We start from the raw sequence: 19,637 nt of genomic DNA, 5'->3' as shown, positions 1-19,637 counted from the left end.
CTCCGGATCCCTGCCGCCCGGCAGCGAACACCTGGCGCTTACCCATGCCCGGGTCCGTCACACCGGTGTCCTGCGACGAAGGGCGTGGCGGTCAGTCGTGGTCGACCACGGCCCGGACCTGGCCGCTGTTCGCATCGATCGTCACGTCGTGCTCCACGCCGTCGGCAGTGGTGAGCTCCACGTCCCACACCGCGACCCCGCGATCGGTGTCGAATTCGACGGACCCGACCCGACCGCCCGGCACGGTCGCCAGCGCCTTGTCGATGGCCTGCTGCCTGCTGATCGCGGGGTCGGCCACCAGTGACCGGTTCGCCGCGACCGAGCGGAACGCGACGGTGTGATCGTCCGGACCGCCGGTGGCGACCGCGGCCAGGACCGCACTCAGACCGACGACGGCGGCCGCGACGGCCGTGCCGACGAGCAGCCAGCGAAGACCTGCGTAGGCGCGGCGGATTACGGTTGTCATGGGAAACCTCCTGCGGGAGTGTTGATTCCGAATGCGTCCACTGTGGCGATCGGAGCTGAAGGCGAGCTGAAGTGACCTGAAGACGGTTTCAGGATTCGTCTGCCACTCTTGGGGGATGCGTCTGCTGATCGTCGAAGACGAGAAACGTCTGGCCCTCACGCTGGCAAAAGGGTTGTCGGCGGAGGGATTCGCCGTGGATGTGGTGCACGACGGCGCCGAGGGCCTGCACTTGGCGACGACCACCGACTACGACTTGATCATCTTGGACATCATGCTGCCCGGCATGAACGGCTACCGCGTCTGCGCCGCGCTGCGGGCCGGTGGTCACGAGACGCCCGTGCTCATGCTGACCGCGAAAGACGGCGAATACGACGAGGCCGAGGGGCTGGACACCGGCGCCGACGACTATCTCAGCAAGCCGTTCTCCTACCTGGTGCTGCTGGCCCGCATTCGTGCGCTGTTGCGCCGCCGGACCCGTGGCGGCGCGCGCGTGCTGCGCGTCGGTGACCTGATCGTCGACCCCGGGACCAGGACCTGCCGCCGCGGTGCGCAGGACGTGACACTGACCGCCAAGGAGTTCGCCGTGCTCGAGCACCTGGCCGTCCGCGCCGGCGAAGTGGTGTCGAAAGCCGATATCCTGCACCATGTCTGGGATTTCGCCTACGACGGCGATCCGAACATCGTCGAGGTCTACATCAGCACGTTGCGCCGCAAGATCGACGCGCCGTTCGGGCGGCGATCGATCACCACCGTGCGCGGCGCGGGCTACCGGCTGGCGGCCGATCGTGCCTGAGCGCGGCCGGGCCTGGTGGCGCTCGGTCCGCGCGCGCACCACGGTCGCGGCGACCGTCGTGGTCGCGGTGGCGCTCACCGCGGCCGGGTTCGCGGTGCTGGCCGTGCTGCGGCACAACCTGGTGCACAGCGCCGAAGTGCAGGCGGAGACCACAGCGCGCGACGTGGCCGCTCAGCTGGCAACGGGCACGGACCCGGCCCGATTGCGGCTCCCCGACGCGGAAAGCGGACCGGTGCAGGTTGTTTCGCTCGATCGCCGCGTGCTCGCGGCCGATGACGACCTCGCGGGCAAACCGCCGATGGCCGGCTTCGGCCCGTATGCCAAGGCGTCCGAGGACGAGGACGAGGACGACGAGCGAGAAGACGACGAAGACGACGAAGACGACGGGGACGACGAAACTCGTTCGCAGGCAACGGATCCCGCGACGGTCGACGCCGAGTTCGGTGACGTGCGTCTGACGGTGGACGACGAGGACGGACCGCATCCGTTCCGGGTCGCCGCCCTCCCGGCGACCGTCCGGGGCGGACAGCCGGTCACCGTCTACGCGGGCTCCTCGCTGGAGACCGCCGACAGCGCGGTGGCGGACGCACGGCAGGCGATGCTCATCGGCCTTCCCCCGCTGCTCGTCGTGGTCGCCATGGTGATCTGGCTGGTCACCCGGCGCGCCCTGCGCCCGGTGGAGGCGATCCGCAGACAGCTCGCCGAGATCGTGGACGGCGATCTGTCCCGCCGCGTGCCGGAACCGGGTTCCCGCGACGAGATCGGCAGGCTGGCGAGCACCACCAACGCCACCCTCGCCGCGCTGGAAGAATCCACGGAGCGCCAGCGCCGGTTCATCGCCGACGCCGCACACGAGTTGCGCAGCCCCATCGCTAGCCTGCGCACCCAGCTCGAGGTGGCCCAGGCCCACCCGGAACTACTGGAACTGGACGGACTGATCGGCGACACCATCCGGCTGGAACATCTCGCGGCCGACCTCTTGCTCCTGGCCCGGCTCGACGCGGGTGAACAACCGCGCGCGGATCGGGTGGACCTGACCGCCCTGGTCCGCGAGGAACTGGAGCACCGCGTCCGCGACCGGGTGGCCGTGCGGATCGAGACACCGAAACAGCCCGTGGCGGTCACCGGAAGCCGTACCCAGCTCGCCCGCGTCCTGGGCAACCTGGTCGACAACGCCCAGCGGCACGCCTCGGCCACCGTCGGCGTCGCCGTGGACCGCGACACCGACGGACGAGTGGTGCTGTCGGTCACCGACGACGGACCAGGTGTGCCACCCGCCGACCGCGAGCGGATCTTCCAGCGATTCGTCCGCCTGGACGACGCCCGCAGCCGCGACGAAGGCGGCGCGGGCCTCGGCCTGGCCATCGTCCGCGACGTCGTGGAACGCCACGGCGGCAGCATTCACGTCACCGACGGCGCACCCGGCGCCCGCTTCGTCGTAACCCTGCCCGCAACCGGTACGTGACCCGGGGGTGCGCTACATGTTTCGACGCGGTGCAGCTCGGGGTCGAAATCAACGAGCGCGGGGGCGATTCCGTTCGGATTCCGGCGGTGAGCCACAGCCCACCGAGCGTCGCGAGCCGCTACTCGCCGCCGTGACCGCCTTCTCCGGTGCGGGCCCGCTGATCGAGCGACAGGTCATGGGCCTATGAGACGCGGGCGATCCGCCACTCGCACCGTGGAGGCTCGTCGGCTGCGAGGCCCTGCCCTCGGTAGGCGTCGTCGGGGTTTGCCGATCCGGTTCGAGGGAGACCGACCGACGGCAGGCATGGTCTGCCGGTATGGCGGCGGAGCGACCGGTCGTGCTCGGAGCGGCGCTGCCCGGCCCGGGCCGGATGCAGCAACGCAGATCTTCCGGCACGGAACGTCGTTCACCCGGCGAGCGCGCCACGCAGACTCTCTATGACGATCCGACGCGCGGCGCGCCCTTCCGGGGTCGGAGTCAGCGGATAAACGTGTGGCAGACCGGGGGCTTCGTGGTAGTCCACCACGACTCCGGCGGCGCGCGCGGCCTCGACCAGCAGGAGGGTGTCCGGCCACAGGATGTCGTCGGTGCCGCAGAAGACCGTCAGCGGGCCGAGTCCGAGCGGGTCGGCGGCCAGTGGGCTGACGCGCGGGTCGGCGAGCTCGAGATCGCCGCGCCAGTGGTCGATGAACACCCGCGATCCCGCGACGCCCAGCCACGGGTCGCGCGGCTGCACGACCTCGATCTCCGGATTGGTCAGCGAGAGGTCGAGCGCGGGTGCGATGAGCACGGTGCCGGGCAGCCGCACGTCGTGCTCGTCCCGCAGGACCACCGCGGCCGACAGCGCGATCTGCCCACCGGCGGAATCCCCTGCCAGGCAGACGTTCCCGTAGGTTTCCCGGTTGGCGAGCACCAGGTCGACGAAGCCCGCGACGACCTGTCCGGCCGTGCCGAACGGAATCAGCGGATAGATCGGAACCGTCACGGCCGCACCGGTTTGCGCGGCGACCGCCGCGCACAGGGCCCAGTGCTGCGGCGCGATCTCGTGCACCCAGCCGCCGCCGTGCGCGTACACGACGCTTCCTCGGGGCGGGCGCCCGCGCGGCGTGAGGGTGTAGACCGGCCAGCCATCCCGGCGTTCCACCGTGATCTCCACATCCGCGCGCAGCCGGCGCGGCGGACCGTAGTCGCGGGGCCGCACGCTTCGCTCGAGGACCCGTCGGCGCGCGGCGTCGGCATCGACGAACACGCGATTGGCCCGCGTCGCCTTCAGGTACCCGCGCACGACCTGGTTGGCCAGACTCGGCATCGCAACTCCTCCACTCCGGCGACCGGCGAACGGCGAGTTCGCCCGCGCCTCGAGAGGCGATTGTGCCGCAACCCGGGCCGACGACAACCGACGGCCCGAGCCGGCTCTCCTGCGATCAGGCCAGTTTCAGGCTGCGCCCGATGATCTCCTTCATGATCTCGGTGGTGCCGCCGTAGATGGTCTGGATGCGGGCGTCCATGTAGGCCTTGGCGATGGGGTATTCCTTCATGTAGCCGTATCCGCCGTGCAGTTGCAGGCAGCGGTTGATCAGGTCGAGCTGCTCCTCGGTGCTCCACCACTTGGCCATCGCCGCGTCCTCCGCGGCCAGCTTGCCCTCGTTGAGCAGTTCGATGAACTTGTCGACCATCAGGCGCACCGCGGTGGTCTTGGTGGCCAGTTCGGCGAGCACGAAGCGGGTGTTCTGCAGCGCGCCGATCGGCTTGCCGAACGCCTTGCGGTCGCGGACGTACTGCACGGTCATGTCCAGGCAGGACTCCATCGCCGCCGCCGCCATGACCGCGATCGACAGGCGTTCCTGCGGCAGGTTCTGCATGAGATGGATGAAGCCCATCCCCTCGGTGCCGAGCAGGTTCTTGCCGGGCACGCGCACGTCGGTGAAGCTCAGCTCGGCGGTGTCCTGGGCCTTGAGGCCCAGCTTGTCCAGGTTGCGGCCGCGCTCGAAGCCGGGCATGCCGCGCTCGACCACGAGCAGGCTGAAGCCCATCGCCCCCTTCTCCGGGTCGGTCTGCGCCACCACGATCACGATGTCGGAGTTGATGCCGTTGGTGATGAAGGTCTTGGCGCCGTTGAGGATCCAGTCGTCCCCGTCGCGCACCGCGCGGGTCTTGATGCCCTGCAGGTCCGAACCGGTGCCCGGTTCCGTCATCGCGATCGCGGTGATGATCTCGCCCGCGCAGAAGCCGGGCAACCAGCGCTGCTTCTGCTCGTCGTTGGCCAGCTCGAGCAGATAAGGCGCGATCACATCGTTGTGCAGCGAGAAGCCCAGGCCGGAGTACTGGCCGCGCACGCACTCCTCCGAGACGATGGCGTTGTAGCGGAAGTCCTTCACCCCGCCGCCGCCGTACTGCTCCGGCATGGCCATGCCGAGGAAGCCCTGCTTGCCCGCCTCGAGCCAGACCTCCCGGTCGACGATGCCCTGCTCCTCCCACTTCGCGTGATTCGGCGCGACGTGCTGATCGAGAAACTTGCGGAACGACTCCCGGAACAGTTCGTGCTCGGGTTCGAACAGTGTGCGTTCCACGCCAACCTCCTAGTGACCACACCGGCCGGTCCACACCGACCAGTCGTTGCCCCATACCGTACCCGGAGCGAGAATCCCTGTTCACTTCTGGGGCTGAAACCATGGTCTCACCAGGAGCGGCGGACCGGGTAGAGATCAGCGGACGAGATTCCCGGCAAACGGTCGAGACCTTCGCGGCAGCACGACACCGCTCGACGTTGTTCCGCAGAGCCGACGATTCGCAACGAGGTTCGTCGGAGCGAGTGGTCCGTCGGCGCACCGGACACCGCGGGTGGTTCGCAAATTGCGTTGAACCCCCGTGCGTGCTCGGGTACCAAGAGCGGATGGGTCCTTCAGCCGTCGACGAGCGCATCGTGGAACTGCGCAGGATCACCGCGGAGACCGTGTACGAAGTGTGCGAGCGCTCTACACCAGTTACGGCCGCGGGCCGGGCAGCCCTGATGGCTTCTAACGCTCGCTGGGCTTCGCACCGACCGGAGAATTGGTCGATGGCGAAACCAAGGCTTGTCCTGCGCTGGTGAGCGCGAGCCCGGCGCCGGGTCGGATCGCGACCGACCGAGCCGAGGTCAGCGTTTCAACCAACCGCGCAAACGGCCCACCAGAGTGCGTCCTTCGTCGCGTGCCCGCTCGGCGAAGAGGAAGTTCATCTCCTCCTCCAGCGCTTTGCGCACCACGTCGCGGAATTCCACGGCGGCGGCGTGCATGTCGCCCGCGTTGCGCCACGGCGCCGGGTCGATGGGCGCGCCCGCGGAGAAATAGAAGCGCTCCGGGCGCGGAATGACGGTGGGGCCGACGCCGCGGATGAGCGGCGGGGTGAGGTCGCGGCTGAGTCCCAGCGCTTCCACGGTCCAGCGCAGCGGGCGCAGGAGCGGATGGTCGCCGTCGACCACGATGTCGTACGCGTCGTCGACGCCGATCATCGCGACCGGAACGATGGGCGCGCCCGCCTCGATGGCCATGCGCGCGAAACCGCTGCGCCCTTCCCACTTCAGCAGGTACTTCTCGTTCTTGCGGCGCACCGCCTCCCGGCCGCCGCCGGGGAACACCAGCACGGCCTCGCCGCGCCGCAGCAAGGACAGGCAGTTCGACCGCGTTCCGCGCACCGCGCCGTAGTGGTGCAGCAGGTGACGGACACCTGGCACGTTGATCAGCACGTTCTCCGCGAGACCGCGGATGAGGCGGCCGCGACGGCGCAGCACCTCGGGCAGCAACAGCGGTGCGTCGATGCCGCCCAGCAGATTGTGGTTACCGACCAGCAGCACCGGGCCGTCGGCCGGGATGTTCTCCAAGCCGTAGAAGCGCGGACTGGTCCAGGCGCGCAGCGGCGCCAGCAGGGTGTCGATCACCCGCAGATCGGTGTCGGTCAGCGAAACCGACAGCGGCGCGCCGTCGGTGAGCGCCGGGTCGGCGCTGTTCGCGGCGCCGGAGCGCCGAGCGCGGGAATCGGAGCTGGCGTCCGACATGAACCCTCCTGATGTCGATTCGATGACGATAGCGCAACGAAATCGACTGCGTCGCACCGGATGTGCGCGTCGCACCGCGACACGCCCGATCCGGGTGATGACCAGCTTGTTCGCTGTCCCGGCAAGCCCGTCGCGAACCCGCACTTCGGTGACGGCCACGTCCCGACCGGACCGGTGTGGTTCGTGCGCCCGGCGGGGACCTGTGCGTTGGTGGCGTCGGACGGAGTCCACCCGGTCGGCGCCAGCGGGTTCGGCGGCGAGACCGCCTCCCACCTCCTCGCCCACCGATCGCGCTGGGGTGAGATCCGGGATACTCGCCTACTCCCGCGTACCGTCGGTCCCCGCGTGCGCGTACTCCGACAGGGCGGCGGCCAGAGCGTGCGGGACGCGCGCGCGAACGCGGGTTCCGCCCTCCTCGTGATCCGAGCCCAGGATGCGACCGTCCGCGTGGATGCGGGCGAGCAGGTCACCGCGCGTGTACGGCAACAGCACGCTGATCTCCACGTCCAAGCCGCCGAGCATCTCGGCGAGCCGCTCGCGCAGCGCGTCGATGCCGTCGCCGCTGTGCGCGGAGACGAACGAGGCGTCGGGCAGCAGCGCACGCAGGTTCGTGAGCTCGGTCGGCCCCATGGCGTCGGTCTTGTTCACCACCAGCAGCTCGGGCGGGGCAGGCGTGCCGGACTCCTTGATCACATCGGTGATCACCTCGCGGACCGCCTTGATCTGCTCGGCGGGTAGCGCGTCGGAGCCGTCCACCACGTGCAGCAGCAGGTCGGCGCCGGTCACCTCCTCCAAGGTGGAGCGGAACGCCTCGACCAGCTGGGTCGGCAGGTGCCGCACGAAGCCGACGGTGTCGGTGAAGACGACCTCGCGCCCGTCGTCCAGCTCGGCCCTGCGGGTGGTCGGATCGAGGGTGGCGAACAGCGCGTCCTGGACCAGCACCCCCGAGCCGGTGAGCTTGTTCATCAAGCTCGACTTCCCGGCGTTGGTGTAGCCGACGATCGCCACGGACGGGATGCCGCTCGAGGTGCGGCGCGCTCGCATGGTGTCGCGCGCGGTTTTCATCTCGCGGATCTCCCGCCGCAACTTGGCCATGCGCTCGCGGATGCGACGGCGATCGGTCTCGATCTTGGTCTCACCGGGACCGCGCAGGCCCACGCCGCCGTTGCTACCGGCGCGGCCACCGGCCTGCCGGGACATCGACTCACCCCAGCCGCGCAGCCGGGGCAGCATGTACTCCATCTGGGCCAGCGAGACCTGCGCCTTGCCCTCCCTGGAGGTGGCGTGCTGGGCGAAGATGTCCAGGATCAACGCGGTGCGGTCGACCACCTTGACCTTGACCACCTTCTCCAAGGCGGTCAGCTGGGCCGGGGTCAGCTCACCGTCACAGATGACGGTGTCCGCGCCGGTCTCCAGCACCACGGAACGCAGCTCGTCGGCCTTGCCGGAGCCGATGTAGGTGGCCGGATCCGGCCGGTCGCGGCGCTGGATCAGCGCTTCCAGCACCTCGGAGCCCGCTGTCTCGGCGAGCGCGGCCAGCTCGGCCATGCTGGCCTCGGCCTGCGTGGCGGTCCCCGTGGTCCATACCCCGACCAGCACGACGCGCTCCAGGCGCAGCTGCCGGTACTCGACCTCGGTGATGTCGGTGAGCTCGGTGGACAGGCCCGCGACGCGGCGCAGCGAGCTGCGGTCCTCCAACTGGAGTTCACCCGTGGTGGGATCGGCCGACCAGCCCGAACGCTGCATCCGTGCCCGGTGCTCGGCGACGACGTCGCCGGTCACCGCCTCTTCGCCCGTCACCGCGTCGTCGGCCGCATCGGCGGCGCGGTCGTCCGCGTCCGCCGGAGTGAATTCATACGTCTCTGATTTCCTCATACACCATCCATGCTGCCACGACATCACCGCAGCACGCACGCGGTTATCCGGGCGCGACGCCGCTACCGGCCCTCCCACCACGATCCGGCGAGGCGGCCGGTGGCCACCAGCACCGACGGACCGCGCAGCCACGCCGAGCCGCGCTCGAGCCCGACGGTCAGTTCACCACCCGGCACCCGGACCGTCACCCGGCCGGAATCCTCGGCGATCCGGAAGCCGTCGGCGGCCAGCGCCGCGGCGGCCGCGGCGACGGTACCCGTTCCGCAGGAACGCGTTTCGCCCACACCGCGCTCGTAGACCCGCATGTCCACCGACGCCTCGGCGTCCAGCGCCGTGACGATCTCCACGTTCACTCCGTGCGGGAACAGATCCGGATCGAAGCCGGGCGGCACGGTCAGGTCGAGCTTTCCGAGCGCGTCGGCGGACATGCCCGCATCGACGCAGGCCAGATGCGGGTTGCCGACATCGATGCCGATCCCGGCAAGTGCCCAGCCCGCGATGGTCGCGGTGGACGGGCCGAGTTCGCGCACCCGGCCCATGCCGACGGTGACATCCCCGGTGACCGAGTTCCCGGCATGCACGGTGACCGGACGCGCGCCGGCGCGGCTGCCGACGACGAAGCTGTCGCGGGTCTCCAGTCCCGACGCGTGCAGGTAGTGCGCGAACACGCGCACCCCGTTGCCGCACATCTCGGCGATCGAGCCGTCGGCGTTGCGGTAGTCCATGAACCAGTCGTCTGCTGCCACGCCGTCGGGAAGCGCCGAGAGCACACCGGCGTCCCGCAGGGCACCGGCCCGCGCGACCCGCAGCACGCCGTCCGCGCCGAGCCCGCGCCTGCGATCACACAGCGCGCCGACCTGCTCGGCGGTCAGCGCGAGGCGGGCCCGCGGGTCCGGCAGCACCACGAAATCGTTCTCGGTGCCGTGGCCCTTGGTGAACTCGATGTCCGGCACGTGCGATGTCTCCCTGTCTCGTCGTCACTTGGCAAACGTCCGGCGCTGCCGGGAAATTTCGTAGAGCGCCACCGCGGCCGCCGATGGCGCGCCCAGCGAGCTGGCCGTGCCGCCCATCGGGATGTGCACCAGGTCGTCGCAGGCCGTCTGCCAGGCGGCGCTCATGCCGCTGGTCTCGTTGCCGACGACGAGGATGGTGGCGTCGGTGAAGTCGTAGTCGTAGGCGGCGTGGCTGCCGTGCTCGTCGGTGCCGACGATGCGCGTCGGTATGCCACGGCGGATCTGCCGGTTGCGGAACTCCATCACCTGCGCGGGCCCGGCGGCGCGGATCACCGGAACGGCGAACAGCGAACCGGTCGAGGCGCGCACCGCTTGGGGGTCGTACTGGTCGGCGCCGTGGCCGGTGACGATGACGCCGCTGGCGCCGAACGCGTCGGCCGAGCGGATCAGCGTGCCCAGGTTGCCCGGCGAGTTGGGCCGGTCGAACACCACGACCACCGGCGCGTCCTCCCCCGGCTCACCCGGTTCGAAGGTCTCCAGCTCGGGCTGTCGCGACTCCGCGACCGCCACCAGTTCCGGTATTCCGCCGGACTTCTCCCCGAGCTCGGCCATCAGCTCGGGCACCAAGCCGACCTGCGGAACGCCGCTGGTGTCCAGCACTTCGCGCGCCCAGCCGGACAGCTCGGGGCCGCCGAGGCGGTACAGCAGCGTTTCCAGCGGCCAGTCGTTGGCCAGGGCCTGCGTGATCGGACGGACCCCCTGCACCAGGAAACGGCCGTCGCGATGACGCTTGGTGCGATTGTTGAGGTAGGCCTCCCACACCTGGACGGAGGCGTTGCGCGTGCTCACACGTCGGGTCACTGCGAAGTCCGTTCTTTCTCGTCGAGCAGGGCCAGCGCCGTCGCGGCCGGGTCCGGGGCGGCGCCGTCCACCCACCGCACCCGGGGATCGCGCCGGAACCAGGAGCGTTGCCTGCGCACGTAGCGCCGGGTGCCGATGAGGGTGCGTTCCTGAGCGTGGTTCAGGTCGTATTCGTTGTCCAAATAGGCCAGGACTTGTGCGTAGCCGATGGCCCGGCGGGCCGTCACGCCCTCCCGCAAGCCGCGTTCGATCAGGCCACGTACCTCCTCCACCAGCCCGCCTTCGAACATGGCCGCGGTGCGCCGCTCGATGCGCGCGTCCAGCGCCGCGGTCTCCCGGTCGACGCCGATGACGACGGTGCCCCAGCGCGGCCGCCCGATGGTCGGCGCGGAGGCGGCGAACGGCCGTCCGGTGAGTTCCACGACCTCCAGCGCACGTACCATGCGGCGCCCGTCGGTGGGCAGGATGGTGGCCGCGGCCACCGGATCGGCCGCGCGCAACGCCGCGTGCAACGCCGCGACGCCCTGCTCGGCGAGCACCGCCTCCCAGCGCGCCCGCACGGCCGGATCGGTGGCCGGGAACTCCCATTGGTCCAGCAGCGCCTGGACGTACATCATCGAGCCGCCCACGATGACCGGCACCCGGCCGCGCCCCATGATCGCGACGACGTCCGCGCTCGCCGCCGCCTGATAGGCGGCCACGGACGCGGTGTCGGTCACGTCGAGCACGTCGAGCTGGTGGTGCGGGATGCCGCGGCGCTGCGCGACGGGCAGCTTCGCGGTGCCGATGTCCATGCCCCGGTACAGCTGCATGGCGTCGATGTTCACGATTTCGCCGCCGAGTCGTTCGGCCAGGTCGAGAGCGAGGTCGGATTTGCCGGTGGCGGTGGGACCGACGACCGCGATCGGCGTGATGGCTGGGTCCGTCACGGCGCGTCGTCTCCCGCGGGCCGCCAGAGGCTCACGTGGTAGCCGACGCCGAACGGAGCGTCGCGGTACCGCGTCTCCACCAGCGGGTCGGTGCGGAACAGTCCGGCCAGCACCTGATAGGCCGGGCGGCCCGCAACGCCCAGTTCTGCGCACAACTCGGGGTCTAGTGCCCGTAGCGCGGCGCGATCACCGGTGCTCAGCGCGTGGTCCAGCCGGTCCTGCACCGGACGCGCCCGTTCGTCGAGATAGCCGGGGGCCTTGACGGACAGCGTCGCCGCCCCGTCGGCGACGACCAGCACGCCGTGCGGCTCGTCGTCGCCGTCCAGCTCCGCCCGCAGCTTCGCCCCGTACTCCTGGCAATGCTGCGCGGGCGCGCCCGCGGCGACGATGCTCGCCTCGGCGACCGCGCCGGGGGCCACCTGCCCGCGCAACCACGCGCCGATCAGCACGGCCAGCGGCAACCCGGCATCGGCCGGGCTCCCCCCGGCGACCGCGGCATCGGAGAGGCCGACCCGCACGTCCACGCCGAAGCCGCGGAACGTGCCGACGGTCTCCGCACCGAACGTGCGGTCATCCGCGTCGACGCCGACCACCGTCCAACGGCTCGTCACGGCCGCGACGGCGCGCACGGTGTCGAGCACCGCCGACCGCAGCACCGCGCGCGGGTCCGAATCCCCTGCTCCCGCCGCGTCCGTCAGGCCGCCGCACAGCTCGGGAACCAGCACGGGCGGCGAAGGGACGAGGGCGGCGACGGAGAACACGTCGTAACCGTAGTCGTTGCCCGGAGCACCGGCGCCGCTCGGCTTCGAGTGTCTCTGCCGGAAACACCGCCAGGATTGATAGTGTTCGAGGAGCTACAACCCAGGTCATCAGGGGTTGGAATCCCCGGGATTCCTCCGTGGGAAGGCGTGGATCGATGGTCACAAGGGCTCGGACCGGGTTGAATGGGATGAGCTAGGGCGTAACCAGGCAGCCGTGACGCGCGGCAGGGACGAGGAAAAATGACCGACAGCAACGGAACCGCGAAAGCCGGCCCCGGCAAGATGCCCCGTTCTTCCGGTGCCCCGAAACCGGGCCGCTCGATTCAACCGCCCAAACCGCACGCGGTCAAACCCGCCCCGGGCCCGGCCCAGCAGCATCCCCATCCCGTCGTCGTACCCACCGTCTCCGATCCGAGCCTGTGGGGCCGGGTCGACGAAGACGGCACCGCCTGGGTGAAGACCGCCGAGGGCGAGCGCCAGGTCGGCTCGTGGCAGGCCGGTGACGCCGCGGAGGGCCTGGCCCACTTCGGCCGCCGGTTCGACGATCTGGCCACCGAGGTCGCCCTGCTGGAGGCCAGGCTGGCGGCGGGCGCGGACGCGCGCAAGACCAAGGCCGCCGCCGTCGCGCTGGCCGAGTCGCTGCCGACCGCCGCCGTCATCGGCGACATCGAGGGCCTGGCCCGGCGCCTGCAGGCCATCGCCGAACACTCCGAGGAAGCCGCCGCGCACGCGAAGGAAGAGAAGGAGCGCGCCAGGCACGAGCACACCGAACGCAAGGAGGCGCTGGCCGCCGAGGCGGAGAAGATCGCCGCCGAGTCCACCCAGTGGAAGGCCGCGGGCGATCGGTTGCGGGAGATCCTCGACGAGTGGAAGTCCATCCGCGGCGTGGACCGCAAGGTCGACGACGCGCTGTGGAAGCGCTACTCCAAGGCGCGCGAGGCGTTCAACCGGCGCCGCGGCGCGCACTTCGCCGAACTGGATCGCGAACGCGCCGCCGCGAAGGCGCGCAAGGAAGAACTGTGCGTGCAGGCCGAGGAGCTGTCCGGCTCCACCGACTGGGTGGGCACCGCCAGCGTCTTCCGCGACCTGCTCACCGAGTGGAAGGCCGCCGGTCGCGCACCGCGCGAGGCCGACGAGGCGCTGTGGCGGCGCTTCAAGAGCGCCCAGGACGTCTTCTTCGCCGCGCGCAACGCCGCGGTCTCCGAGCGCGACGCCGAGTTCGAGCAGAACGCCGCCGCCAAGGAGGAACTGCTGAACGCCTACGCCTTCATCGATCCGTCCGCCGACCTGGAAGCCGCGCGCGGCGCGCTGCGCGAACTCCAGGACAAGTGGGACGCCATCGGCAAGGTCCCGCGCGAGCGCATGCAGGAACTGGAAGGCAAGCTGCGGGCGATCGAGAAGCGCGTGCGCGACGCCGTCGACGCGCAGTGGCGGCGCACCGATCCGGAGGCGATGGCCCGCGCCGCCCAATTCCGTGAGCGTGTGGCGCAGTTCGAGGAGCAGGCCGCGAAAGCGCAGGCCGCGGGCAAGGCCCGCGACGCGGAGAAGGCGCTGGAACAGGCCAAGCAGTGGCGGGAGTGGGCCGAGGCCGCCGAGGGCGCCGTCAGCAACCGCTGACACCGGACACCGACAGCGGCCCCTTCCGACCGGGAGGGGCCGCTGTTGTGAATCGCAGCGATGAGTGGCGGTGTTCTCGCGCTGCCAGGTGACGCGAGTGGCGAGGACCGCGTAGTCCGGGTGGGTATGGGTCAGGCGTGGATCTGGTCGTGGTTGCCGACGAAGGTGAGGTAGCGGGGAATGATCTGCTCGGGGTTGGCCCACAGCAGGTCGTGTCCGACTCCGGGGTAGATTTCGACCTCGGCCGACCGGATCTGTCGGCGGGCGCGGTCTGCCGTGTGTTCGAGGTCGTTCACTACCGTTTCGGCTCCGAAGAGCACGAGAGTCGGGACGGTGATGAGTGCCAGTTGCTCGTCGGTGAACGGGCGGTCCCATGGCATGCCGGGCCGGAATTTGGTCGTGGCGAGCGCCAGGGCGAATTCTTCGTCGTCGAGTTCGAAGCCGGGCATCAGCCAATTGTTGAACTTCCGCATCCGTTCGGGCGTCGGCCGCATCCCGGCCATCAAGAATTTGAACAGCAGGCTAGGGCGCGGTTTGGCGAAGGTCGACGCGCTGGGCTCGAGCATGGTCAGAGTTGCCAGTCGATCGCTGCGATGTACCGCGATGGCGGTCGCAAGCCATGCTCCGAGAGAGTTTCCGGCCAGATGGACACGATCGACGCCGAGTCCATCGAGCGTCTCGGCCATCCACGTCGCGATGTCTTCGGTATCGCGCAGGGGGGCGGTTTGTGTGCAATGGCCTGCCCAGCCGATGACGTCCGGTGTGTAGACGACGCGACCGCGGGACAGCTCCGCGATGAACCGCCACCACACCTGACCGTTTCCCCCGATACCCGGCAGTAGCACGATCGGCGCACCCGCACCGTTTCCCGATTTGCGCACTCGGGTCGTCCCGAACGATGTCTCGACGTCGATCTGAGTCGAAGGCACCGGCCACTTTACGGCGACCGCATCGTAGGCGCGCAGGAAGCTCACTTTCGCTTCCTCGCTGGTGAATTTCCCGAGTTTCGGCATTGGACGACCCTTTCATCCGCTTGATGGCATGAACATATCATCTAGATGATATGTACGTACCACTTATGCGGTATGGGCATACCATCTAGTGCTGAGAACGCCACAAGACGATGAAGACGAGGTTCCCGTGCCACGATTGGTCGACCATGAAGTGCGGCGCCGCCAGATCACCGATGCCGTGCGCCGAGTCATCGTCACCGGCGGCCTGGAAGCGGTGACCTTCCAATCGGTCGCCGCCGAGGCCGGGATCTCGATACGGCTGGTGCAGTACTACTTCGGGACCAAGAACGAGTTCCTGCTGGCGACCCACCGATCGGTCATGCAAGACGCCGGAGCCCGATTCCACCAACGGTGGACCGCACTGGGGCCCGAGGCCACACCCCGAGCGGCGATTCACGCGGTCCTCACCGAACTGCTGCCCTTGGACGAGCAGCGCCGGGAAGAAGTCATCGTGCTCAACGTGTTCGCGACCGCGGCGATCGCCAGCCGAGGCATCACCGCCGAAGAAACCTTCGCCGCGCCCCACGCCCTCGTCTCGATCGTCACCGACCAACTCCGGCGCACCCGAAGCTCCGGCCGGTCGGGCACGAACGTCCCCGAACGCGACGCCGAACTCATCACCATGACGATCGGCGGACTGGCCCAGGCCATGCTCCAGAACTTCATCACCCCACAATCCGCGCTCGAACTCATCGACCATCTGCTCGATCGCGTGCTGGAGACAAACACCGCAGACACCGACTCGACCCGGTCGGCATCGAACTGAGCGCCACCGGACAGCAGTCCGATACCGCCTCATCGACCAAAGGGCAACCGCGAGCTTGCTGCAAGCCAGCTTTGCGTCACTTATAGCTTTGTCTCACGAACGATCGTTCACGAGACACTTTGTGCCGCAGAGCGTTTCCGCAGGCCGAGCGTGTAAAGGATGCCGTGTACGCGGCAACGTCAACCTGTCGGGGGTTACCGATACATTCCGTGCATGAGAATCGGCTACGGGCGGGTCTCCACCCGCGATCAGCATCCCGAGGCCCAGCACGACGCGCTCACCGCGGCCGGGTGTGAGCAGATCTTCCTCGACAAGGTGTCCGGCAAGCTCGCCTCCCGTCCGGAACTCGACAAGGCGCTGCTGGTGGCCAACCGGGAAGGCGATCAACTGGTGGTCACCAAACTCGACCGGCTCGGCCGCTCTCTCGAGCACCTGATCGAGCTGTCGAAGACGCTGCAGGACCGCGGCGTGGACCTGGTGGTTCTGGACCAGGGCATCGACACCTCCACCGCGGTCGGGCGCATGTTCTTCCAGATCCTGGGCGCCATCGCCGAATTCGAGCACGCCTTGATGTCCGAACGCACCCGCGACGGCTTGGCCGCCGCGCGCGCCCGCGGACGCACCGGCGGCCAGAAGCCGAAACTCGGCCCCCGACAGGTGCAGCTGGCGCGGGCGATGTACGACGAGCTCGACGAGACCGGCAAGCGCCGCTACACCGTCGCGCAGATCGCCGCCGAATTCGGCGTCACCCGCCCCACGATCTACCGCCACCTGGTTGCGGCGGGCGCGACAATGTGACCAGCGGGCAGCGCGGAAGCGGGGTGAGCCATGACAAGCGGCGGACTGACCGAATTGAGCGAGGCCGACCGGCGGCAGGCGATGAACCGGCTCGAGGTGCTACGGCCGTACCTGGAAGACGACGTCCCCCTCACCCGCGCCGCGGCTGCGTCGGGCACGCCGCTGCGGACCGCGCAACGATGGCTGCACCGTTACCGCAGCGCGGGACTGACCGGACTCGCTCCGACCCACCGCCGGCGCTCCAGCCGACGGACGCATCCGGAGCTGGTGCGGCTGATCGAAGCAATGGCGTTGCGCCGCCCGCGCCCGTCGCTGGCGGCGATCACCCGCCGCGCCGCTCGCGTCGCCGCCGAGCAGGGATGGACGCCGGTGTCCTACAGCACTGTTCGGGCGATCGTCACCGACCTCGACCCGGCCATGCTCACCCTCGCCCACGACGGCGCCGCCGCCTTCCGTGACACCTACGAGCTGGTCTACCGCCGCCGCGCCGAGCACCCGAACCAGATGTGGCAGGCCGACCACACCCAGCTCGACATCCTCGTGGTCGAGGCCGGCCGCAACCGGCGGCCCTGGTTGACCGTGGTGCTCGACGACTGCTCGCGCGCGGTGCCCGGCTACACCGTCAACCTGGGCGCACCGTCGGCGCTGAACACCTCGCTGGCGCTGCGGCAGGCGATCTGGACCAAACCCGACCCGGGCTGGCCGATGTGCGGGATCCCCGAGACCCTCTACGTCGACCACGGCAGCGACTTCACCAGCCAACACCTCGCCCAGGTCGCCGCCGATCTGAAGTTCCAGATCGTGCACTCCACCGTCGCCCGACCCCAAGGCCGCGGCAAAATCGAGCGCTTCTTCGGCAGTATCAACACCGAACTACTCACCGAGCTGCCCGGCCACCTCGTGGCTGGCAAGCCGGTCACTGCACCGGCACTGTCGCTGCGCCAGCTCGACGAGGCGATCAACCGGTTCGTCACCGCCACCTACCACCAGCGCACCCACTCCGAAATCGGCGCCTCGCCGCAGCAGGCGTGGGTTGCTGACGGCTGGCTGCCGCGCATGCCCGACAGTCTCGAACAGCTCGACCTGCTGCTGGTCACCGCCGCCACCCCGCGCGTCGTGCACCGCGACGGCATCCACTTCCAAGGCCTGCGCTACCTACACCCCACCCTGGCCGCCTACGTCCGCGAAACCGTCACCATCCGCTACGACCCACGCGACATCACAGCCCTCCGCGTCTTCCACCGCAATCGGTTCCTGTGCACGGCAATCGACCCGAACCACAGCGGTGACACCATCGGCCTCAAAGACATCCAAGCCGCCCGCCGCGCCTACCGCCACAGGATCCGCCAGCAGATCAACGAACGCATCACCGTCGTCACCGACTACCTCCCCGCACCCGCCCCACCGGTGCGCCCGGAACCCGCGTCACCGCCGCCCGGACCGCGGCTGCGCGCCTACTCCGAGGAGTGATCGTGCCCACGCCGCGGAACTGGCCGTTCATCGCCACCAAGGAACACCGCCGGTTCATCGAGTTCGCCGACACCGTCAAACGCGACCGAACCATCGGCATCTGCTACGGCGCAGCGGGAATCGGGAAGACACTCTCGGCATCCCGCTACGCGCGCTGGGACAAGGCCGACCACCTGCTGAGCACCTGGGGCCCGCGCGAAGAATCCGACAAAGACGTCTACGCCGCACTGGCCCGCTCGCGCACCGTGTACTACACCCCCACCGTGGCCGCGCCGCTACGGCAACTCCGCGACGAGCTCAAGCTGCTGCACAACCGGGTCAACATCTGCATCGACCAGCACGTCTGCCCCACCCGGCGCGAACACCGGACCGTTGACTACGTCGAGCTGGTCGTCATCGACGAATCCGAACGCCTGTCCGCCACCGCGATCGAACACCTCCGTGACCAGTACGACCGCGGTGACCACGGGCTGCTGCTCATCGGCATGCCCGGCATCGAGAAAACCTTCTCCCGCTACCCGCAGCTCTACAGCCGCGTCGGCTTCGCCCACCACTACCGGCCCCTGACCGGCGAAGAACTCACCTTCGTCCTGACCCGACACTGGCACAGACTCGGCCTGCAACTGGACCCCGACGACTTCACCGACGCCCAAGCCGTCGCCGCCGTCGCCCGCATCACCAGCGGCAACTTCCGCCTCCTGCAACGACTGTTCGCCCAAATCCACCGGATCATGAAAATCAACGAACTCCACACCATCACCGCCGACGTCGTCGAAACCGCCCGCAGCACCCTCGTCATCGGCGCCACCTAACGGTGCGAGAACACCGCCATCTACCACCGCGAGTCACAGGTGTTGGGGTGTACCTCAACGTGACTATCGGTGAGCATCGGTCGATCTGGGCGTGGGCCCCCTCTCGTCAAGGACGTGCCCGGAACAACAACTGGCACGGCGGAGCATCACACCACCGGGCCGCGCCAACGTGATGATCGTCGTGGTACTTGCGCAGCGCGTCGGCTAGCGCCTCCAGATCCCCTCGCAGCCTGTTCCGCTCGGACAGCACCCGATGCCACTGCTGATCGACGTCCTCGCTCATCAACGACCTCCCGCAAACCTCTGCCGCCTTGGGCGAGGCGACGCTCTCGACCGCCCGATTGCTGGAGCGGTTGGCGTCCGTTGACACCACATACCAATGCTGACCTGCGGGTTTGAGTGGTATTCAATGAAAGACGACACGGCGTCTTGGCCGAATTACCGGTGGGCAAAGCCAGTCACAGAGTGGTCAATGGCAGTCAAAAGGTGGCATAAGTAGTCTTATCTGGCCGATGAAGAGGAGAACGCGCAATGCCGCCGCGCCTGTCCAGACCAACTGACGTGCCCGAGAATCACTGGCCGTTGATCGACATGCTGTGGCGGTTCTACATCGCCGCGGGCGACCCACCCATGAGAAAGATCGCCCGAGCCATTGAGGAACTGGACGACGATCAGCGGAAAGGCACGGCCAACCACGAGACGATCCGCCGCACGTTGGGTGCGATAACCCTCCCGCAGTGGGAGACCGTAGAGGTGATCTTCTTGGCCCTGTGTCAGATCGCCAACGTGGATCCGGATGACATCGAACCCGACGACGACGGCAACTCCAGCTTCGGTGGGTGGGAGCGCACCCGGTCCCATCGTGACGAGCTTCATTGGTGCTACCGCATGGCCAGATACGGATCGGTGACCGCACTGCCGCGGACGCGAGAGCAGAAGGCCAAACAGGAAGCAGCAGAAGCCGCGCGATCACGCCAGCTCGCCTCGATGAGCGGATCTGACGACGAACCGCCGTTCTAATCGGC

The 19,637-nt window shown here is 69.1% G+C and carries 19 protein-coding genes; 8 read left to right on the top strand and 11 right to left on the bottom strand.

The window, feature by feature from the left end; genetic code table 11:
• Window positions 1–91 precede the first annotated feature (91 nt).
• The gene (locus tag U3653_RS23260) at window positions 92–466 is read right to left on the bottom strand and encodes a PepSY domain-containing protein (protein ID WP_195082167.1); all 375 of its coding nucleotides are present in this window, start codon (window positions 464–466) and stop codon (window positions 92–94) included.
• Between the two features lie 115 nt (window positions 467–581).
• On the opposite strand from U3653_RS23260, the gene U3653_RS23255 reads away from it, so the two are divergent.
• Both U3653_RS23255 and U3653_RS23250 read left to right on the top strand, forming a co-directional pair.
• On the top strand, window positions 582–1,259 hold the full coding sequence (locus tag U3653_RS23255) for a response regulator (protein WP_195082166.1): 678 nt from the start codon (window positions 582–584) through the stop codon (window positions 1,257–1,259).
• A complete protein-coding gene (locus U3653_RS23250) occupies window positions 1,252–2,724 on the top strand; it encodes a sensor histidine kinase (protein ID WP_195082165.1) in 1,473 nt (490 codons plus the stop codon). The genes U3653_RS23255 and U3653_RS23250 overlap by 8 nt, the downstream gene beginning before the upstream one ends.
• 406 nt (window positions 2,725–3,130) lie before the next feature.
• Here U3653_RS23250 and U3653_RS23245 read toward each other — a convergent pair whose 3' ends face one another.
• The 8 genes from U3653_RS23245 to U3653_RS23210 all read right to left on the bottom strand — a co-directional run bounded on the left by U3653_RS23245 (window position 3,131) and on the right by U3653_RS23210 (window position 12,136).
• Entirely contained in the window at window positions 3,131–4,033 is a 903-nt protein-coding gene (locus U3653_RS23245) for an alpha/beta hydrolase fold domain-containing protein (RefSeq protein WP_195082164.1), read from the bottom strand.
• A gap of 115 nt (window positions 4,034–4,148) precedes the next feature.
• Window positions 4,149–5,294, bottom strand: coding sequence for an acyl-CoA dehydrogenase family protein (locus tag U3653_RS23240; RefSeq protein WP_195082163.1), 1,146 nt, complete (start codon window positions 5,292–5,294; stop codon window positions 4,149–4,151).
• Window positions 5,295–5,860: 566 nt separating this feature from the next.
• Window positions 5,861–6,757 (bottom strand): lysophospholipid acyltransferase family protein, encoded by an 897-nt coding sequence (locus U3653_RS23235; RefSeq protein WP_195082162.1) that lies wholly within the window; start codon window positions 6,755–6,757, stop codon window positions 5,861–5,863.
• 318 nt (window positions 6,758–7,075) lie between these two features.
• Window positions 7,076–8,503, bottom strand: a complete 1,428-nt coding sequence (gene hflX, locus U3653_RS23230; protein ID WP_195082385.1) for a GTPase HflX — start codon at window positions 8,501–8,503, stop codon at window positions 7,076–7,078.
• 191 nt (window positions 8,504–8,694) lie between these two features.
• The gene (gene dapF, locus U3653_RS23225; RefSeq protein ID WP_195082384.1) at window positions 8,695–9,576 is read right to left on the bottom strand and encodes a diaminopimelate epimerase; all 882 of its coding nucleotides are present in this window, start codon (window positions 9,574–9,576) and stop codon (window positions 8,695–8,697) included.
• Window positions 9,577–9,609: 33 nt separating this feature from the next.
• Window positions 9,610–10,446 carry a TrmH family RNA methyltransferase gene (locus tag U3653_RS23220; RefSeq protein WP_195082161.1) on the bottom strand — a complete coding sequence of 279 codons (837 nt, stop codon included), beginning with the start codon at window positions 10,444–10,446 and terminating at the stop codon, window positions 9,610–9,612.
• Window positions 10,443–11,375 carry a tRNA (adenosine(37)-N6)-dimethylallyltransferase MiaA gene (gene miaA, locus U3653_RS23215; RefSeq protein ID WP_323124440.1) on the bottom strand — a complete coding sequence of 311 codons (933 nt, stop codon included), beginning with the start codon at window positions 11,373–11,375 and terminating at the stop codon, window positions 10,443–10,445. Before miaA ends, U3653_RS23220 begins: the two co-directional genes overlap by 4 nt.
• Entirely contained in the window at window positions 11,372–12,136 is a 765-nt protein-coding gene (locus U3653_RS23210; protein WP_195082160.1) for a class III extradiol ring-cleavage dioxygenase family protein, read from the bottom strand. The genes miaA and U3653_RS23210 overlap by 4 nt, the downstream gene beginning before the upstream one ends.
• A gap of 240 nt (window positions 12,137–12,376) precedes the next feature.
• Here U3653_RS23210 and U3653_RS23205 point away from each other — a divergent pair, with 240 nt between their 5' ends.
• On the top strand, window positions 12,377–13,753 hold the full coding sequence (locus U3653_RS23205) for a DUF349 domain-containing protein (RefSeq protein WP_195082159.1): 1,377 nt from the start codon (window positions 12,377–12,379) through the stop codon (window positions 13,751–13,753).
• A gap of 131 nt (window positions 13,754–13,884) precedes the next feature.
• Here U3653_RS23205 and U3653_RS23200 read toward each other — a convergent pair whose 3' ends face one another.
• Entirely contained in the window at window positions 13,885–14,766 is an 882-nt protein-coding gene (locus U3653_RS23200; protein WP_195078855.1) for an alpha/beta fold hydrolase, read from the bottom strand.
• 127 nt (window positions 14,767–14,893) lie between these two features.
• Between U3653_RS23200 and U3653_RS23195 the strand changes: the two genes are divergently transcribed.
• The 4 genes from U3653_RS23195 (at window position 14,894) to U3653_RS23180 (ending at window position 18,612) form a co-directional block, all read left to right on the top strand.
• Window positions 14,894–15,532: a TetR/AcrR family transcriptional regulator gene (locus U3653_RS23195; RefSeq protein ID WP_195078854.1), complete on the top strand. Its 639-nt coding sequence runs from the start codon at window positions 14,894–14,896 to the stop codon at window positions 15,530–15,532.
• Window positions 15,533–15,745: 213 nt separating this feature from the next.
• A complete protein-coding gene (locus U3653_RS23190) occupies window positions 15,746–16,330 on the top strand; it encodes a recombinase family protein (RefSeq protein WP_195078853.1) in 585 nt (194 codons plus the stop codon).
• A 30-nt stretch (window positions 16,331–16,360) separates the two neighbouring features.
• A complete protein-coding gene (locus U3653_RS23185) occupies window positions 16,361–17,800 on the top strand; it encodes a TnsB C-terminal domain-containing protein (RefSeq protein WP_323124764.1) in 1,440 nt (479 codons plus the stop codon).
• A gap of 2 nt (window positions 17,801–17,802) precedes the next feature.
• Window positions 17,803–18,612: an AAA family ATPase gene (locus U3653_RS23180; protein WP_195078852.1), complete on the top strand. Its 810-nt coding sequence runs from the start codon at window positions 17,803–17,805 to the stop codon at window positions 18,610–18,612.
• A 106-nt stretch (window positions 18,613–18,718) separates the two neighbouring features.
• Here U3653_RS23180 and U3653_RS23175 read toward each other — a convergent pair whose 3' ends face one another.
• Window positions 18,719–18,895: a hypothetical protein gene (locus U3653_RS23175; protein WP_195078895.1), complete on the bottom strand. Its 177-nt coding sequence runs from the start codon at window positions 18,893–18,895 to the stop codon at window positions 18,719–18,721.
• Between the two features lie 248 nt (window positions 18,896–19,143).
• On the opposite strand from U3653_RS23175, the gene U3653_RS23170 reads away from it, so the two are divergent.
• Entirely contained in the window at window positions 19,144–19,632 is a 489-nt protein-coding gene (locus U3653_RS23170; RefSeq protein WP_195078894.1) for a hypothetical protein, read from the top strand.
• Window positions 19,633–19,637: the final 5 nt, after the last annotated feature.

Origin of the sequence: Nocardia implantans, from assembly GCF_035544775.1 — a bacterium.
Taxonomy (GTDB): Bacteria; Actinomycetota; Actinomycetes; order Mycobacteriales; family Mycobacteriaceae; genus Nocardia; species Nocardia implantans.
Note: the sequence above shows the minus strand (reverse complement) of the source record. Positions and strands in the feature narration are given on the sequence as shown.

Bases quoted from the DNA above. Each gene is read 5' to 3' on its own strand.
- U3653_RS23260 (WP_195082167.1), bottom strand. From the start codon at position 466: ATGACAACCGTAATCCGCCGCGCCTACGCAGGTCTTCGCTGGCTGCTC.
- U3653_RS23255 (WP_195082166.1), top strand. From the start codon at position 582: ATGCGTCTGCTGATCGTCGAAGACGAGAAACGTCTGGCCCTCACGCTG.
- U3653_RS23245 (WP_195082164.1), bottom strand. From the start codon at position 4,033: ATGCCGAGTCTGGCCAACCAGGTCGTGCGCGGGTACCTGAAGGCGACG.
- U3653_RS23235 (WP_195082162.1), bottom strand. From the start codon at position 6,757: ATGTCGGACGCCAGCTCCGATTCCCGCGCTCGGCGCTCCGGCGCCGCG.
- hflX (WP_195082385.1), bottom strand. From the start codon at position 8,503: ATGCAGCGTTCGGGCTGGTCGGCCGATCCCACCACGGGTGAACTCCAG.
- U3653_RS23205 (WP_195082159.1), top strand. From the start codon at position 12,377: ATGACCGACAGCAACGGAACCGCGAAAGCCGGCCCCGGCAAGATGCCC.
- U3653_RS23200 (WP_195078855.1), bottom strand. From the start codon at position 14,766: ATGCCGAAACTCGGGAAATTCACCAGCGAGGAAGCGAAAGTGAGCTTC.
- U3653_RS23190 (WP_195078853.1), top strand. From the start codon at position 15,746: ATGAGAATCGGCTACGGGCGGGTCTCCACCCGCGATCAGCATCCCGAG.
- U3653_RS23185 (WP_323124764.1), top strand. From the start codon at position 16,361: ATGACAAGCGGCGGACTGACCGAATTGAGCGAGGCCGACCGGCGGCAG.
- U3653_RS23175 (WP_195078895.1), bottom strand. From the start codon at position 18,895: ATGAGCGAGGACGTCGATCAGCAGTGGCATCGGGTGCTGTCCGAGCGG.
- U3653_RS23170 (WP_195078894.1), top strand. From the start codon at position 19,144: ATGCCGCCGCGCCTGTCCAGACCAACTGACGTGCCCGAGAATCACTGG.